This window comes from Sphingomonas sp., from assembly GCF_965200135.1.
In the GTDB taxonomy this organism is placed as follows: domain Bacteria; phylum Pseudomonadota; class Alphaproteobacteria; order Sphingomonadales; family Sphingomonadaceae; genus Sphingomonas.
Genome location: NZ_CBDATK010000007.1, coordinates 282,354 through 298,529, shown reverse-complemented (window position 1 = coordinate 298,529; position 16,176 = coordinate 282,354). Strand labels below are relative to the sequence as shown.

General features: G+C 66.2%; 14 protein-coding genes and 1 tRNA gene. 7 read left to right on the top strand and 8 right to left on the bottom strand.

What is annotated here, in order from left to right; genetic code table 11:
- Positions 1-23: 23 nt before the first annotated feature.
- The 7 genes from ACOFKS_RS09635 to ACOFKS_RS09605 form a co-directional block, all read right to left on the bottom strand.
- On the bottom strand, positions 24-2,138 hold the full coding sequence (locus tag ACOFKS_RS09635) for a DUF262 domain-containing protein (RefSeq protein WP_419809025.1): 2,115 nt from the start codon (positions 2,136-2,138) through the stop codon (positions 24-26).
- A 62-nt stretch (positions 2,139-2,200) separates the two neighbouring features.
- Positions 2,201-3,076, bottom strand: coding sequence for a tyrosine-type recombinase/integrase (locus ACOFKS_RS09630; protein WP_419809024.1), 876 nt, complete (start codon positions 3,074-3,076; stop codon positions 2,201-2,203).
- Positions 3,077-3,312: 236 nt separating this feature from the next.
- Complete coding sequence (locus ACOFKS_RS09625; protein ID WP_419809023.1) at positions 3,313-3,798, bottom strand: helix-turn-helix domain-containing protein; 486 nt, start codon at positions 3,796-3,798, stop codon at positions 3,313-3,315.
- 10 nt (positions 3,799-3,808) lie between these two features.
- A complete protein-coding gene (locus ACOFKS_RS09620; RefSeq protein ID WP_419809022.1) occupies positions 3,809-3,976 on the bottom strand; it encodes a helix-turn-helix domain-containing protein in 168 nt (55 codons plus the stop codon).
- 114 nt (positions 3,977-4,090) lie between these two features.
- On the bottom strand, positions 4,091-5,011 hold the full coding sequence (locus tag ACOFKS_RS09615) for a hypothetical protein (RefSeq protein ID WP_419809021.1): 921 nt from the start codon (positions 5,009-5,011) through the stop codon (positions 4,091-4,093).
- Between the two features lie 41 nt (positions 5,012-5,052).
- Positions 5,053-6,279 (bottom strand): tyrosine-type recombinase/integrase, encoded by a 1,227-nt coding sequence (locus ACOFKS_RS09610; protein ID WP_419809284.1) that lies wholly within the window; start codon positions 6,277-6,279, stop codon positions 5,053-5,055.
- 151 nt (positions 6,280-6,430) lie between these two features.
- A tRNA-Leu gene (locus ACOFKS_RS09605) sits at positions 6,431-6,517 on the bottom strand.
- 111 nt (positions 6,518-6,628) lie between these two features.
- On the opposite strand from ACOFKS_RS09605, the gene ACOFKS_RS09600 reads away from it, so the two are divergent.
- From ACOFKS_RS09600 to gltB, 6 genes are all read left to right on the top strand, one after another.
- On the top strand, positions 6,629-7,594 hold the full coding sequence (locus ACOFKS_RS09600) for a complex I NDUFA9 subunit family protein (protein ID WP_419809020.1): 966 nt from the start codon (positions 6,629-6,631) through the stop codon (positions 7,592-7,594).
- Positions 7,591-8,397 carry an undecaprenyl-diphosphate phosphatase gene (locus tag ACOFKS_RS09595; protein WP_419809019.1) on the top strand — a complete coding sequence of 269 codons (807 nt, stop codon included), beginning with the start codon at positions 7,591-7,593 and terminating at the stop codon, positions 8,395-8,397. Before ACOFKS_RS09600 ends, ACOFKS_RS09595 begins: the two co-directional genes overlap by 4 nt.
- Before the next feature lie 147 nt (positions 8,398-8,544).
- Entirely contained in the window at positions 8,545-9,981 is a 1,437-nt protein-coding gene (locus tag ACOFKS_RS09590; protein WP_419809018.1) for an NAD(P)-dependent oxidoreductase, read from the top strand.
- The gene (locus ACOFKS_RS09585) at positions 9,978-10,280 is read left to right on the top strand and encodes a nucleotidyltransferase domain-containing protein (RefSeq protein WP_419809017.1); all 303 of its coding nucleotides are present in this window, start codon (positions 9,978-9,980) and stop codon (positions 10,278-10,280) included. Before ACOFKS_RS09590 ends, ACOFKS_RS09585 begins: the two co-directional genes overlap by 4 nt.
- On the top strand, positions 10,277-10,747 hold the full coding sequence (locus ACOFKS_RS09580) for a hypothetical protein (RefSeq protein ID WP_419809016.1): 471 nt from the start codon (positions 10,277-10,279) through the stop codon (positions 10,745-10,747). The genes ACOFKS_RS09585 and ACOFKS_RS09580 overlap by 4 nt, the downstream gene beginning before the upstream one ends.
- Positions 10,744-15,255: a glutamate synthase large subunit gene (gltB, locus tag ACOFKS_RS09575; protein ID WP_419809015.1), complete on the top strand. Its 4,512-nt coding sequence runs from the start codon at positions 10,744-10,746 to the stop codon at positions 15,253-15,255. Before ACOFKS_RS09580 ends, gltB begins: the two co-directional genes overlap by 4 nt.
- 2 nt (positions 15,256-15,257) lie before the next feature.
- Here the strand turns inward: gltB and ACOFKS_RS09570 are convergent, their stop codons facing one another.
- Positions 15,258-15,590, bottom strand: a complete 333-nt coding sequence (locus ACOFKS_RS09570) for a hypothetical protein (RefSeq protein WP_419809014.1) — start codon at positions 15,588-15,590, stop codon at positions 15,258-15,260.
- 136 nt (positions 15,591-15,726) lie between these two features.
- Between ACOFKS_RS09570 and ACOFKS_RS09565 the strand changes: the two genes are divergently transcribed.
- Positions 15,727-16,173: a hypothetical protein gene (locus tag ACOFKS_RS09565; protein WP_419809013.1), complete on the top strand. Its 447-nt coding sequence runs from the start codon at positions 15,727-15,729 to the stop codon at positions 16,171-16,173.
- Positions 16,174-16,176: the final 3 nt, after the last annotated feature.

Sequence of the window (16,176 nt, the reverse complement as noted above, 5' to 3'; positions counted from 1 at the left end):
AGGCTCCGACCCGCCGATCAATGTTATGCCGTGCCGGCACCCGATTGAGAGCGCCAGGTGTCGGCCGAAACCCAACCGTCCCGGCCTTTTAGCTCCCAATCGTTCCATCCGTTACGGCTCGTTTGAGTCGCTGCCGACGAGGCCCCGGAGAAAGAGCTGTGCGAGCCTCCGACGCCTTCCACTTCCATCTTACGGCTTTTGACCAGACCTATGAACGTCTCGCCGCCATACTGGAATCGACAGATGGTGCCTTCAGCCGGGAGGTTGCCGTTTTCACCCAAGCGACCCAGCTCGGGGAAAGCAGTTTTGGCTTCAAGCGGCGGCATCCACACCTTTCGCGCGGCCTCCAACAACGCCGCTCCACGCGCCTCGACGCATCCTTCGTTCCAGACATCGAAGTCGTGCAGTTCACGATTCAACGCGAGACTGGCATGAGCCCGCAGCGCCGGAAGCTTGGCTGAAAACGGCCCGTTCGACATGGTCGAGTTAAGTGGGGACGTAACTAGCGTCAGGTTGCCGAGTTTGTTGATGCACTCGTCTCGTTTAATCTCTGCGCTCAGTTGGTCTGGATCAGCGTACGCGGACCCTGCGTGATCGAACCCCTCGATTGGCCAATTGTCACGCCACTTCTGTGGCATAATGTGCTCAATAGTCAGTGCGGACTTTATCTCTATTTCTTCACTAAGGGCCGTTCGTTTAGCGCGCTCGATCCGCTCGAAAACGTAGCGCAGTCGGGGCTGGCGAGCTGATTTATACTGATCGCGTCCCAGCCATCCCTGCCTAAACTCGGCATCGTTGGGCCACCGATCCGTCTCATTTGGCCTTGTCGAAAGCCACCGCGCCAGCGCGGCGACCTTACATCCTTCGCTTTCCCGCAAGCGATCGATTGTGCCCACAAAAAATCGATTGTAGCTCTTCGTGGAGAGGCCGGCGATGTCACGCCGCAGTATATAACTTTCCAACATTTCAAGCGCGGCCGACAGCCTCTCGCCGACATCGGCCTCCGTGGCTAGGTATACGACCAAAGGAAACGCCGTGCTGACGTCAAAGGCCTCCGCAAGTAAGCCGAACTTGCCGATTGGGTTGTCCTTGTCCTTTTCGAAAATCTTCCGCTCGACGGCTGCCGACGCAGTGATCGCTGCCAGTTCCGGTTCGACTCCCGCAAAAGGCTGCTGATCAATAATCCACCGCCTATAGCTCTCGAAGAGTGCCTCTTTTGAGATGACGTCGGCTTTCTCCATCGAGAGATGGTCGGTCAGCATCCAGTCCAGACGACTCGCCCCCTGCCGACCTCGATAAGCCAAAGTTCCCCAAAAGGGACCGTCAAGCGGGAGCCAGTGCTTCTCATACAGCTCGTCGATCTTCAAAGAGCCCTGTTCTTGGCCCATGCCCTTTGCGCGTTGAAATATGAAGTTCCGCATTAGATCGCCTGGGGTCAAGTCGACACCACGGCTGTTAAGCGTTTCGAAGATGGTCTGGGGATCGTCGCCGCCTTCAAGCTCGATTGAGACGACAGCGAGCCCCTCCTTCATGGCTTCGAAGAGCTTCTCAAGCTTGGCTTCGTCGTAGTGCTCACCGCTACCGACATGGGCGTTGATCTGCTCGCGGAACCACTCGTGTGCTTGCACGGCCTTACGAACGAAACCATCTTCTTCCGGCGGCCTCTTCGCGATCTCATCAAGATTGATGGCGGAATCGATGACATGCGCAAACGCCCTTCGATCCATCAGCGACGGCCAAACCTTAAATCGTTCGACGTTGGGCGTCTCCATGATACCCTCATTGAACAGGTACTTCTGGATTTCGGCAGCATACGACGAGCCGTTCGCGGCGGCCACGTCACGAAGCGCCGCCAGCAACAGCTGGAAAGTAGTCATCCTTTGCTGCCCATCAATAACTTCGAACGCTTGGACCTCCTTCCCGAAGGTTTTAATTTGCGCGATAACCATTGCCCCCATGAAGTGGGGGACCACCGAAGCCCGATCCTTCAAGAGGCGCTGGTATGCGCGAACAATGTCTTCCCACAACAGCCTAAGCTGCGGCTCGACCTTCCACGCATACTGGCGTTGATAAAGGGGGATCAGGTATCGCTTCTTACCATCGAAAAGCTCGATAATTGAGCGTGTGTATGGTTTCATTGGTGCCCCTTCCCCAGGCTGCTAGTTAGCCTGGGGCGTTCGGACCCGACAAGGCCAATCAGTTACGCGTGTCTCGAACCGCCTAGTCCGGGGATCACGCGCTGAAGCGTAGCAAGAGCCTGAGCGACCTCGTCGCGGGCTGGTGACGATCCCCCTGCATGCGAGATTGATTGGATAAGTTCGCCCTGGCGGTGTGTCGGTACGCTGCCATAGCTCGTGAAGGTGGTTAGTACGTCGGCGTGGCCCAGATTTTGTGACCATGCCTTCATCGCTTCCGGCGACAGGTTGAGCGTCATCGCATGGCGCACCAGCATATCGCGGAAGCTGTGAGGGTTGTAATACGGCAGGCCGGCCCGCTCGAACGCTCGCCGAAACACCGCATTGATCGGCTGTGTCGTGCTCCAGCCGTTCCGCATGATCCCCGCCGCGCGAAAGCCGCCGTTTTCGTCGAGCCCCATTTCGGTCGCTGGGAACAGCGGATCGTCGCCGCCCCAATGATGATCCCGCTCCAGCTCGCGGGTCCAGTCGGCGAACACGGTCTGCGCGCTGCCTTCGATCGGCATGAGATAGGTACGGAACGTCTTGGCGAACTTGGTGCGGACGGACCGCGCATCCTGTTCGACATAACCTTCGTCCAGGTTGACGTGCCCCAGCCGGAAGGATGCCAGCGCGCCAACGCGCGCGCCGGTCAACGCGGCAAAAGCGATCAGCGCCCGGTTGCGCCTTTCGAGCACGGTGTCGGCGGGCATGGACGACAGAACGAGGTGCACTTGCGCGAGTGTCGGCACCCGCTTTTCGCGCCGCGCGCGCGCGACCGCCACGTCCTTGTCGCTCAGGTTGAAATAGTCCGCGTCCGCATAGGCAATATGCGACTTGAAGCCAGGCAGGTGTGCCAACCAGAAGAAGAAGGCGCGGAGGTCGCGCAGCGTCGACAGCATCGTCGCCTTGCTCAGCCGCTCCCCCGTGCGCGCGTTCAACGCGTCTGCCAGCGCCCGCTTGAAGGCGACCGCCTGTTCGCGGTGGAAGCGCCGAAACTCCTTGCGCTTGGTCGATTCCTCGAACCGCGCCAGCGACTTGGCAACGGCGTCGATCGTAGCCTCGTCACGGCCCTTCGCCTCCTTCAGATAGCGGTAGTAATCTCGCTTCACCCGCTCGTTTGCGGCGTTGTGCTTCGTCATATTGTCGCCTGCCTTTCCAAGTCACAGTTCAGGGAGGGCGAGGGGCTGCCCTTTAGGCGTGGCGGTGCTTGCGCGATTTGGACGTCGCAGCCGGGCAGGATGGTCGCGAGCGAGGCTTTGGCGGCGCGGCGATGCATGACGGTTTCGCAGGCGGCGCAGATCGCCCGGACGTTGCCGCCCGTGGCGTTGATCGGGATATAATCGACCATGCCCAAAGCCGGCGAACGCGGCGAGCGGCACTTGAAGCAGTAGAGGGTCCCCGGCGGACAGGGCGACTTGCGGCTGGCGCTACGGCTCGAAAGGAAGGCGCGGACTGTCGCGCCGTGGAACAGCACGGGCCGGCCGCTGTCGAGCGGTTTCAACCCGTCGCGCTGCCAATGGCGCACCGTATTCTTATGCACGCCCAATCGCGCCGCCAGCTCTGCCACGTCATAGGTGCGGTTGAGCTTGACGGAATTTGGGCCGGCCCGCCGCGCGGCCATAGCGACCGCCCTAACCCTGCGACTCGATCAGCCTGCGCACCGACTCCGCCTTCACCAGCCGCCGACGGCCCAGCTTGAACGCCTCCAATCGCCCATCGGCGATCATCGCATAAACGGTCGTCCGGCCCAGGCTCAGCGCCTTTGCCGTGTCGTTGATCGAAATTGCGAGATTTTCCATGCGTCACTCCCGTGTCCGTGCGAGCATCGGCGGACATGATCGGGGTTTGAGGCAGGTGGAATCAGGCGGCTATTTCGGCGGCTATTGCGCGGCAATTCCGCGGAAGATTCCCGCCTAATTTGTCTTTGGGCCCGGTTTGCGGCCTTCTGCCAGCGCCCGGATGCGATCTCGCGAGACGCTATGTTGCGGATGATCGTTGGCCGCGAGCCCGCGTAGCTGTTCCTGCGTAAGCCCGTCTCGTGCCTTCGCGAGCTTATTCCACCATCTCTCCAATTCGGCTTCCGGAAGTGCCGGCTTGCGCGGATCCGCTTGGTCGTGCTCTCCCGGCACTGGTGGCGCAACCGGCAAAAGGACATCGAGCGAGGACCGCAGGAAGTGCACTCCGTTGAGCGTTAGCCAGCCGTAGCCCTGAGGTGCGCGCCCCCGTCCAGCAAACCGACCTTGCTCCCAATCCTGCGAACTAGCGTCTTGCGTCGTGAAACGCTCCCAAAACCAAGCTGGGATGTCCCACTCGCGCTCTTCCTGCGTCCAGTCATCCGGCCTTTGCCCGGCCGCCCATCGCATCTCGATCGCTCGCGCTGTCACAAACCCAAGTCGGCATTGCTCGACCACAGCTGCGCCGGCCGTCATCGGGTTAAACCCCGCCATATCGTAAGCGAAGCGCCTAGCCTCCCGCGCCGAGACCCACGCCGCGTTGCCCGCAACTGATAGACTGCGCGCAGCCGCTGCCCGCTTTTCGACAGGAACCATTGCGATCACATCCGAAGCGTCGAAGCGCACGCCGAACGCGCAGGAAACCGTCAGCCCATCGAAACTAGATTGGAAGTCGCCATGCTCCCAGTCTTGTTGCAGGCGCTCTCGTCCACTGTCGGACCAGAACTCATCGGGAAGACAGAGGAACTCGACGGGCTCGCCGTCGATCGTGGCGCGTCGGGCGCAGCATCGCACCATCCCGAACGACACGCGCTGGCGAAGCGCGTCTGTATCATTGACGATCCGAGCGGCCTCGCGTGCCTCAATCCAGTGTTCGGCCATGCTCGCCAACTATCGCCAGCCGTCGCGTTCGATCAAGCACGCTAACGCAAAAGGGCCTGAGCCGTCAGCGGCAGGATAGTTGCCCCGGTCTTCAGCGCGTCCAGTTTGTCGCTCCACCATTGCGCCATCCGGACCCGCTCGTCCCAATGCGCGCCGCGATGGTAGGCGGCGCGAACCTGATCGCTGTCACGATGCGCCAGAGCGCGCTCAATCGCGTCGGGATGCCACTTGCCCGACTCGTTCAGCAGCGTGCTCGCCATTGCGCGGAACCCATGCGCCGTCATTTCGTCCGCGCCGAACCCCATCCGGCGAAGCGCGGCCGTTGCCGTATTCTCTGAAAGGGGACGATCACGTTTGCCCATCGCAGGGAATACCAGTCGCCCGCCGCCGCTCAATTCGCGCAGATTGCCAAGGATCGCCAGTGCTTGAAGGGATAGCGGTACGACATGCTCGCGCCGCTTCTTCATGCGCGCCGCCGGGATGCGCCAGACGTTTGCCTCCAGATCGAACTCGCTCCACTCCGCTTGGCGAAGCTCGCCGGGCCTGACGAACACATGGGGCGAAAGCGCCAGCGCCAGCCGCGTGACCGGCTGTCCAGTATAGCCGTCAATTGCGCGCAGCAGCTCGCCGATCCGCTTGGGGTCGACGATTGCGGACAGGTTTTTGGGTTTGGGCGACGCCACCGCGCCGAGCAACAGCCCGGCCGGATCGGCCTTGGCGCGAGCGGTGGCGACCGCATAGCGAAACACGCGACTGGCAAAGGCGCGGGTCCGGCGGGCAGTCTCTAGGTTGCCTTGCGCTTCCTGCTTTTTTAGGACGGCCAGCAACTCGTGAGGCTCCACCTGATCGACCGGACGATGACCGATCGCGGGTCGCAGCCACTCTCGCGCCCAATGAAGCTTAGCGATCGTGGCGGGCGCGCGGCCTTCGCGTTCAGCCTTGCCGACATATTCCAGGGCGACAGCGCCGAAAGTGGTGCCTGCCGCCAGCTTGGCCGCGACCCGCTCGCGCCGCTTGGCCGCTGCCGGATCGTCGCCCGCGCCCGCCTTCGCACGCGCCTCGCCCCGCGCCTTACGGGCCGCCCCCAGCGTCACATCGGGATACTTCCCCAGCGCCAACTTCCGCTCGACGCCATGCGCCCGGTACTTCAGCCGCCAGAGCTTGCCGCCGGCCTTAGTCACCAGAAGATAGAGGCCGCTGCCGTCCGCGAGCTTGTAATCCCGCTCCTTCGGCTTTGCCGCCCGGATCGCCGTATCGGTAAGCGCCATATCAGGCCCTCCAAAAAGGGCCCCCAAAAAGGCCCCTGTTTTGGCCCGGCTGTCGGCGAACAAAGGCGTACGCCAGCAACCGTGTCGCTGGCGAAAATGGCAGAAAACCTAGGGTTTGTCGACCAGTGGCGAACTCTCGCGAACAGGGAAATGGTGCCCAGAAGAGGACTCGAACCTCCACGACCTTGCGATCGCCAGCACCTGAAGCTGGTGCGTCTACCAATTCCGCCATCTGGGCACGGGGAGCTGGAAGCTCCGGGTAGGGGCGGGCCTTTAGGGGCGGCGTCGGCGCCTTGTCAACCGGAGCGCGGGAGAGCAGGGAGCGCGCGTTCGGTGCGAGGATTGGGCGATGCGTGACAGGCTGGTGGTGCTGTTCGGGGGCGGGGGCTTTATCGGCCGCTATGCCGCGCAGGCGCTGTTGCGGGCAGGCGCGCGCGTGCGCTTCGCCGAGCGCGATCCGCGGCGCGCCTTTTACCTGAAACCGCTGGGTGGCCTGGGGCAGAGCCAGTTCGTCGCCGCCGACATCACCCGCCCCGACACGGTGGCGCGCGCGGTTGCGGGCGCGGACGCCGTCGTCAACCTGGTGGGCAGCTTCGGCGACATGGCGCGCGTCCATGTCGACGGCGCGCGGATCGTGGCGCAGGCCGCCGCCGACGCCGGGGTGGAGGCGCTGGTCCATATCTCGGCGATCGGTGCCGACGCGACCGGCCAGTCCGCCTACGCGCAGACCAAGGGCGCGGGCGAGGAAGCGGTGCGCGTGGCCTTCGCGGCCGCGACGATCCTGCGGCCTTCGGTAGTGTTCGGGCAGGAGGACCAGTTCCTCAACCGCTTCGCCGGCCTGATCGCCAAGGCGCCGATGGTGCCCGTCCTCAAGCCGAATACCCGTTTCCAGCCGGTGTTCGTGGGCGATGTCGCCGAGGCGATCCGCTTCGCCGCGACCGAGCCGGGCCGGTTCGCCGGCCGCACCTATGAACTAGGCGGCCCCGACACGCCGACGATGGCGGCGCTGCTGCAATGGATCGCGGCGGAGACCAACCGGCGGCCGCGCTTCGTCGAGCTGCCCGACATCGCCGGCGCGCTGATCGCCGGCGCCGGGTTCCTGCCGGGCGCGCCGATCACGCGCGATCAGTGGCTGATGCTCCAGCGCGACAATGTCGTGGCGCCGGGCGCTGAGGGACTCGCCGCGTTCGGCATCGAGCCGACGCCGATGGCCTCGGTCGCGCCCGGCTGGCTGGTCCGATATCGCAAACAGGGCCGGTTCGCCCGCCGCGCCACCGAATCGGTCGAGCTTCAGGCGGAGAAGGTCGGCGCATGAGCGACCTGCTGACCGCCGCGCTGCTGGGCGTGGTCGAGGGCGTGACCGAGTTTCTGCCGGTGTCCTCCACCGGGCACCTGATCCTGGCGACGCGGCTGCTCGGCTACGACGCGGCGCGCTGGGCGTTGTTCAACGTCGTCATCCAGCTCGGCGCGATCGCGGCGGTGGTCGTGCTGTACTGGCGCACGTTCTGGACCGTCGCGGCCGGGTTGCTACGGTGGCAGGACGGCGCGGTCCGTTTCGTCCGCAACCTGTTGATCGCGTTCCTTCCCGCGGTGGTCGTTGGACTGGCGCTGCACAAGAAGGTGGAGGCGCTGCTCGGCAACGCCACGGTGGTGGCGGTGGCGCTGATCGTCGGCGGCGTCGCAATCCTGCTGGTGGAGCGGTTCGCCAGGCCGGGGGAGACGCGCGGCATCGCGGACATACCGGTCGGGACGGCGGCGGGCATCGGCGTGATCCAGTGCCTGTCGATGGTGCCGGGCGTCAGCCGCTCGGGCGCCACCATCCTGGGCGGCGTCGCGCTGGGGGTGGAGCGGCGGACGGCGGCGGAGTTCTCCTTCTTCCTTGCGATCCCGACGATGCTCGGGGCGAGCACGCTGGAGCTGTGGCAGAACCGGCATGCGTTGGCGGCGGGGCAGGGGGTGAGCTGGCCGGAGATCGGCGTCGGCGCGATCGTCGCGTTCGTCGTGGCGCTCGGGGTAGTAAAGGGTTTCGTCGCGCTGGTCGGGCGGCATGGTTTTGCCCCGTTCGCCTGGTATCGCATCGTAGCGGGGGGCCTCGCGCTCGTGTTCCTGCTGAAATAGTTCCGATCCGGGCGTGATTGAGCGTCATATATTTATGATGCGCTGCGATGAAGGATTCCAAATTACAATATAGGTAAGTTAGCCTGACTAGAAGATCACGAAGGCTCTGTTACAGGGGTGACGTTCACTCCTTGTACGAGTCTCCGCATGGCCGTCGATCCAATGCTGCAATTCGTCGGGCGCGATCAGGCTTACCCCGCCAAGCGATCGGCGGGCGACCGAGCCGCCGACTTCGCCGAGATCGCCGCGCGCTACGCTACCCCGGATGCGGAAGATCAGGCCGGGCGCTGCTCGCAATGTGGCGTTCCGTACTGCACGGTGCATTGCCCGCTCCACAACCACATCCCCGACTGGCTGCGCCTGACCGCCGAGGGGCGGCTGCGCGAGGCGTACGAGCTCAGCAACGCGACCTCGACGATGCCCGAGATCTGTGGCCGCATCTGCCCGCAGGACCGGCTGTGCGAGGGCAATTGCGTGATCGAGTTCGCCGGCCACGGCGCCGTCACGATCGGCTCGGTCGAGAAATACATCACCGACAAGGCATGGGAGGAAGGCTGGGTCGAGCCGGTCGCCGTCGGGCCGGCACGCGGCCAGTCGGTCGGGATCGTCGGCGCGGGCCCCGCCGGGATGACCGCCGCCGAATACCTCCGCAATCACGGCTACAACGTCCATGTCTATGACCGGCACGATCGCGCGGGCGGGCTACTGACCTATGGCATTCCCGGCTTCAAGCTGGAAAAGCCGGTGGTGATGCGCCGGGTCGAGCGGCTGCGCGACGGGGGTATCATCTTTCACCACGGCTTCGCGGTCGGCGAGGACGCCTCCCTCGACGAGCTGCGACAGCGCCACGACGCGGTGCTGATCGCGACCGGGGTCTATCGTGCGCGCCAGGTCGACATGCCGGGCGCCGACGGGGCGACGGCGGCGCTCGACTATCTCACCGCCTCCAACCGCAAGGGCTTCGGCGACAGCGTGCCGGCCTATGACGACGGCACGCTGTCGGCGACCGGCAAGCACGTCGTCGTGATCGGCGGCGGCGACACCGCGATGGACTGCGTGCGGACGGCGGTGCGGCAGGGCGCGGCGAGCGTCCGCTGCCTCTATCGCCGCGACCGCGCCAACATGCCGGGATCGCAGCGCGAGGTCGCCAACGCGGAGGAGGAGGGCGTCGAGTTCGTATGGCTCTCCGCCCCCACGGCGTTGCGGGACGGCCCGAACGGCGGTGAGGTCGCGTTGCGCCGGATGCGGCTCGGCGCGCCCGACGCGAGCGGCCGCCGCGCGCCCGAGCACGAGCCGGACAGCGACACGACGACGCGCGCCGACCTCGTCATCAAGGCGCTCGGCTTCGACGCGGAAGACCTGCCGGTCCTGTTCGGCGCGCCCGACCTGCAGGTGACGCGCTGGGGCACCGTGCTGGCGGACAGCAGGACGCTGATGACCAGCCTGGACGGCGTGTTCGCCGCCGGCGACATCGTGCGCGGTGCCAGCCTGGTGGTGTGGGCGGTCCGCGACGGCCGCGACGTCGCGGCGACCATGCACAAATGGCTCAGGGCGCGGGCAGCGGGCGCGCGGAGGGCGGCGTGAGGCTGAAGCAGCGCGACGTCGACGCGATCAAGACGGCGACGTGCGACGTGTTCGGCGCAACGGCGACGGTCCGGCTATATGGAAGCCGCACCCGCGACGACCTGCGCGGCGGGGATATCGACCTGTTGATCGAGGCCGACGTCAGCGATCAGCCCGTATGGCGTCGTGTGGGCGCTTTCAAGGACTTGCTGTTCCGACATATCGATGAACAGAAGGTCGATGTCGTGCTGGTGGAACGCGGGCGCCCGCTATCGGCGTTCGCGCGGCTCATCGCGCCCGACTCGATCGTCATCGCATGACGACGGAGGACGTGATCCGCGCCGCCGTCGAACGATGCGATCGGATCGTACGCGGCTTCGACGACCTGCGGCCATTTCTCCTGCCGCGGCTTCCGGCGACGGAGGATGAGCTGGAGCGGCTCCCCGTGATCGAGCGGATCGCTAGCGTCGCGCTGCTGAAACGCTACGAGCAGCTTCAGGACATGCTGGGCCGGCTGTTCCGCGCCTATCTCGATTGGGAGCTGGAGGACGTGCGTGCGATGACGCGCCGCGATCAGGCCAATCAATTGGAGAAGTTCGGCATTTTCGCCGACGCGGACGACTGGATCGGCGCATCGGAGCTGCGCAACAGGCTGGTCCACGAATACCCGACCGACGAGGGCGAACAGGTCGATCGCGTCAACCAGACCTGGGTAGCAAGCGGCTTGCTGGTCGCTGCCTACGCCAATCTGCGCGCGCGGATCGCCGAACGGAGGCTGCTGACATGACCACGGAGACGAACCGCACCTACCTCGCCGAACATGGCATGTACCGGCCGGACATGGAGTCCGACGCATGCGGCGTCGGTCTCGTCGCCGCGACCGACGGCAGGCCCAGCCGCCGCGTCGTCCAGTGCGCGATCGATGCGCTGAAGGCGGTGTGGCATCGCGGCGCGGTGGATGCGGACGGCAAGACCGGCGACGGCGCCGGGCTGCACCTCGACCTGCCGGTGCGCTTCTTCGACGACGCGATCGCCGCGTCGGGGCACAAGGTGCGGCCGAACCGGCTGGCGGTCGGCATGATCTTCCTGCCGCGCACCGACCTGGGCGCGCAGGAGAGCTGCCGCACGATCGTCGAGAGCGCGATCATCGAGGCCGGCTACACCATCTATGGCTGGCGGCAGGTGCCCGTCGACGTCGGCGTGATCGGCACCAAGGCGCAACTGACGCGGCCCGAGATCGAGCAGATCATGATCGCCGGGCCGGAGCCCGATGCGGTCGACGCGGCCGAGTTCGAGAAGAACCTCTATCTCGTCCGTCGACGGATCGAGAAGCGCGTCATCGCCGCGCAGATCCAGGGCTTCTACATCTGTTCGCTCAGCTGCCGGTCGATCGTCTACAAGGGGCTGTTCCTCGCAGAATCATTGTCGGTCTTCTACCCCGACCTGACCGATCAGCGTTTCACCTCGCGCGTCGCGATCTTTCACCAGCGCTATTCCACCAACACCTTCCCGCAATGGTGGCTGGCCCAGCCGTTCCGATGCCTCGCGCACAATGGTGAGATCAACACGATCCGCGGCAACAAGAACTGGATGCTCAGCCACGAGATCCGGATGGCGAGCCTCGCGTTCGGCGAGCATTGCGAGGACATCAAGCCGGTGATCCCGGCAGGCGCATCCGACACCGCCGCGCTGGACGCGGTGTTCGAGGCGATCTGCCGCTCCGGCCGCGACGCGCCGACCGCGAAGCTGATGCTGGTGCCCGAATCGCTCGTCGAGAACGGCGACACGCCCGACAGCCACGCGGCGATGTATCGCTATCTCGCCAGTGTCATGGAGCCGTGGGACGGTCCGGCGGCGCTCGCCATGACCGATGGCCACTGGGCGGTGGCGGGGATGGACCGCAACGCGCTACGCCCGCTGCGCTATACCCGAACCAGCGACGGGCTGCTGATCGTCGGCTCCGAAAGCGGCATGGTCGTGGTGCCCGAATCGACCGTCGTCGCCAAGGGCCGGCTCGGCCCCGGCCAGATGATCGCGGTCGACCTGGACGAAGGCGTCGTGCTGGAGGATCGCGCGGTCAAAGACCGGATCGCGGGCGAGGTCGACTATGCCGGCCGCATCGGCGAGTTCCTGACGCTCGCCGACCTGCCGCCCAGCGATACCGTCGTCGGCTATCCGCGCGCGGAGCTGGCGCGGCGTCAGGTCGCGGCCGGGCAGACGCTGGAGGACATGGAGCTGATCCTGTCGCCGATGGTCGACGGCGCCAAGGAGGCGATCGGCTCGATGGGCGACGACACGCCGCTGGCGGTGATCTCCGACAAGCCACGGCTCATCAGCCAGTTCTTCCGCCAGAACTTCTCGCAGGTCACCAACCCGCCGATCGACAGCTTGCGCGAACGCCATGTGATGTCGCTGAAGACGCGGTTCGGCAATCTCGCCAACATCCTCGACGTCGACGAAAGTCGCGAGCGGGTGCTGGTGCTTGACTCGCCGGTGCTGACGGGCGCGCATTGGGAACGGCTGCAGGCGTATTTCGGGACCGGCGCGGCGACGATCGACTGCACCTTCGCGGCGGGCGGCGACGCCTCGGACCTGCGCGCCGCGATCCAGCGCATCCGCAACGAGGCGGAGCAGGCGGTGCGGCAGGGCAAGAGCGAGCTGTTCCTGACCGACGAGAACGTGTCGGAAGACCGCGTCGCCATCGCCGGCGTGCTGGCGGCGGCGGCGGTCCACACCCATCTCGTCCGGCGCGGACTGCGCTCCTACGCCTCCGTCAACGTCCGCACCGCCGAGTGCCTCGACACGCATTATTACGCGGTGCTGATCGGCGTCGGCGCGACGACGGTGAACGCCTATCTGGCCGAAGCCGCGATCGCCGACCGCCACGCCCGTGGACTGTTCGGCGACCTGTCGCTGACCGAATGCCTGCGCCGCCACCGGATCGCAGTCGAGGACGGCCTGCTCAAGATCCTGAGCAAGATGGGGATCGCGGTGATCTCGTCGTATCGCGGCGGCTATAATTTCGAGGCGGTCGGGCTCAGTCGCGCGCTGGTCAACGACCTGTTCCCCGGCATGCCCGCGAAGATCTCGGGCGAGGGCTATGCGTCGCTGCACCTCAACGCCACGATCCGCCACGACGCGGCGTTCGACAGCGCGGTCGCGACCTTGCCGATCGGCGGCTTCTACCGTCAGCGGCATCAGGGCGAGGTCCACGCCTATTCGGCGCAGTTGATGCACCTGTTGCAGACGGCGGTCGCGACCGACAGCTATACGCAATACCTCCAGTTCAGTCGCGGCGTGGCCGACCTGCCGCCGGTCTATCTGCGCGACCTGCTCCAGTTCAACTTTCCCGCAGAGGGGCTGCCGGTCGATCAGGTCGAGGCGATCACCGAGATCAGGAAGCGGTTCGTGTCGCCGGGCATGAGCCTCGGCGCGCTCGGGCCGGAGGCGCACGAGACGCTGGCGATCGCGATGAACCGGATCGGCGCCAAGGCGGTGTCGGGCGAGGGCGGCGAGGACAGCGAGCGCTTCACCCCGCGCGAGAACGGCGACAATGCCAATTCGGTCATCAAGCAGATCGCCAGCGGCCGGTTCGGCGTCACCGCCGAATATCTCAACGCCTGCGAGGAGATCGAGATCAAGGTCGCCCAAGGCGCCAAGCCTGGCGAGGGCGGGCAGCTGCCCGGCTTCAAGGTCACCGAATACATCGCCAAGCTGCGCCATGCGACGCCGGGCGTGACGCTGATCTCGCCGCCGCCGCACCACGACATCTATTCGATCGAGGATCTGGCGCAGCTCATCTACGACCTGAAGCAGATCAATCCGCGCGCGCGGGTGTGCGTCAAGCTGGTCAGCTCGGCGGGCATCGGCACCGTCGCGGCCGGCGTCGCGAAGGCGCATGCCGACGTGATCCTCGTCTCCGGCCATGTCGGCGGCACCGCCGCCAGCCCACAGAGCTCGATCAAATATGCCGGCACGCCGTGGGAGATGGGGCTGTCGGAGGTCAATCAGGTGCTGACGCTCAACGGCCTGCGCGGCCGGGTGCGGCTGCGCGCGGACGGCGGACTCAAGACCGGGCGCGACATCGTCGTCGCCGCGATCCTGGGCGCGGAGGAGTTCGGCATCGGCACGCTCAGCCTCGTGGCGCTGGGCTGCATCATGGTGCGGCAGTGCCATTCCAACACCTGCCCGGTCGGCGTCTGCACGCAGGACCCGCGGATGCGCGCCAAGTTCACCGGAACGCCAGAAAAGGTCATCAACCTGATGACCTTCATCGCCGAGGAGGTCCGCGACATCCTCGCCCGGCTCGGCGTCCGCTCGCTCGACGAGGTGATCGGCCGCACCGAGCTGTTGCGTCAGGTCAGTCGCGGCGCCGAGCATCTGGACGACCTCGACCTCAACCCGATCCTCGCCAAGGTCGACGCCACCGACGCCGAGCGCCGCTTCAGCCTGTCGACCTTCCGCAACGAGGTGCCCGACAGCCTCGACGCACAGATGATAAAGGACGCCGCCAACGTCTTCACCCGCGCCGAGAAGATGCAGCTGACCTATTCGGTCCGCAACGTCCACCGCGCGGTCGGGACGCGGCTGTCGAGCGAGATCGTCCGCACCTTCGGTGGCGACAAGCTGGCGGACGGCCACGTCACCGTGCGGCTGCGCGGATCGGCGGGGCAGTCGCTGGGCGCGTTCCTGGTCAAGGGCATCCGGCTGGAGGTGTTCGGCGATGCCAACGATTATGTCGGCAAGGGATTGTCGGGCGGCACCATCGTCGTCCGTCCCGCCGTCTCCAGCCCGCTGGCGAGCCAGGACAACACCATCGTCGGTAACACCGTGCTCTACGGCGCAACCTCCGGCCGCCTGTTCGCGGCGGGGCAGGCGGGGGAGCGGTTCGCGGTCCGCAACTCGGGCGCGACCGTGGTGGTCGAGGGCTGCGGCGCCAATGGCTGCGAATACATGACCGGCGGCGTCGCGGTGGTGCTGGGCGCGGTCGGGCAGAACTTCGGCGCGGGGATGACCGGCGGCATGGCCTTTATCCATGACACCGACGGCTCGTTCGAGCGCCGCGCCAACGGCGACAGCATCGTCTGGCAGCGCGTCGCGACCGCGCATTGGGAGGCGACGCTGCGCGACCTGATCGAGGAGCACGCGCGCAGCACGGACAGCAAATGGTCGCGCGGGTTGCTCGACGACTGGGACCGCGCGCTGCCGCGCTTCTGGCAGGTCGTGCCCAAGGAAATGCTGGGCCGCTTGCCGCACCCGTTGGACGAGCTCCCGGAGGCGGTGGCGGCGGAGTAGCCTTAGCGCAGCTCGGCCCTGACGGGGGGTGGCGGCGGCGACCCGAGCAGGAAGCAGCCTACCGCCTTCACCTTGAACCAAAGGCCGCGGCGTGGCGGGGGCGGCGTCCACGGCGTCGGTGGCGTCACGTCGGCCAGCAGCGCGCGGGCCTCATCGATCAGCGTCCAGTGCACCCGCACCGGGATGCCGCCCAGCGCCGTCACCAGCCCCATGTCGGTGCGCGCGTGTTCGCTCAGCGCATAGGCGTCGATGCCGTGCCAGGCGAGGAACGACATCATCACCGCCGCCTCCGGCTGGCTATAGCTGATCGCCACCGTCTCGAACCCGTCGCTCATCCCCTGGCTTTAACGGTGCGACCGCGCGAAGGCCACACGCGACCGGCGTGCGTTGGCCAGCTGCCGTTAAGCTGCTATGATGCAAGCGTTCGGGTGCGGAGTCGTCCGCATCCCAGTCAGCTTTCGAGAGGTCCCCATGCGCGTCGCTTTTGCCGCCCTTGGTCTTGTCGTCGCCGCTCCCGCCATCGCGGCACCGGCCGAGCACCACCGTCCGACACCCGAGCAGGCGGTCGCCGCGCTCGGCGATCCGACCGTTCAGGAACTGGCGGCACGATCGCTGACGCAGCTGGTCGGGATCGTGCTCGACACCCATGTCGGGCCGGCGGCGGCGCTGACCGATCCGCGCGACCGGGTGCGGGCTACCGACACCCTGGGCGATCTCGTGCGGCGCGACGACCCGCGCTTCGACGACCACCTCTATCAGGGCACGCGCCGCACGATGGGCACCGCTGCGGCGGTGGCCGGCGGCGCCGCAAGGCAGGCGCGCGAGTTGAAGCGCACCGCCGACCGTCTCGACGCCGCGCTTGCGCCGGTGATCGCGGCGCTAGGTGCGGGCGGGGATCGAGACGGTTCCGACTATTGAGGG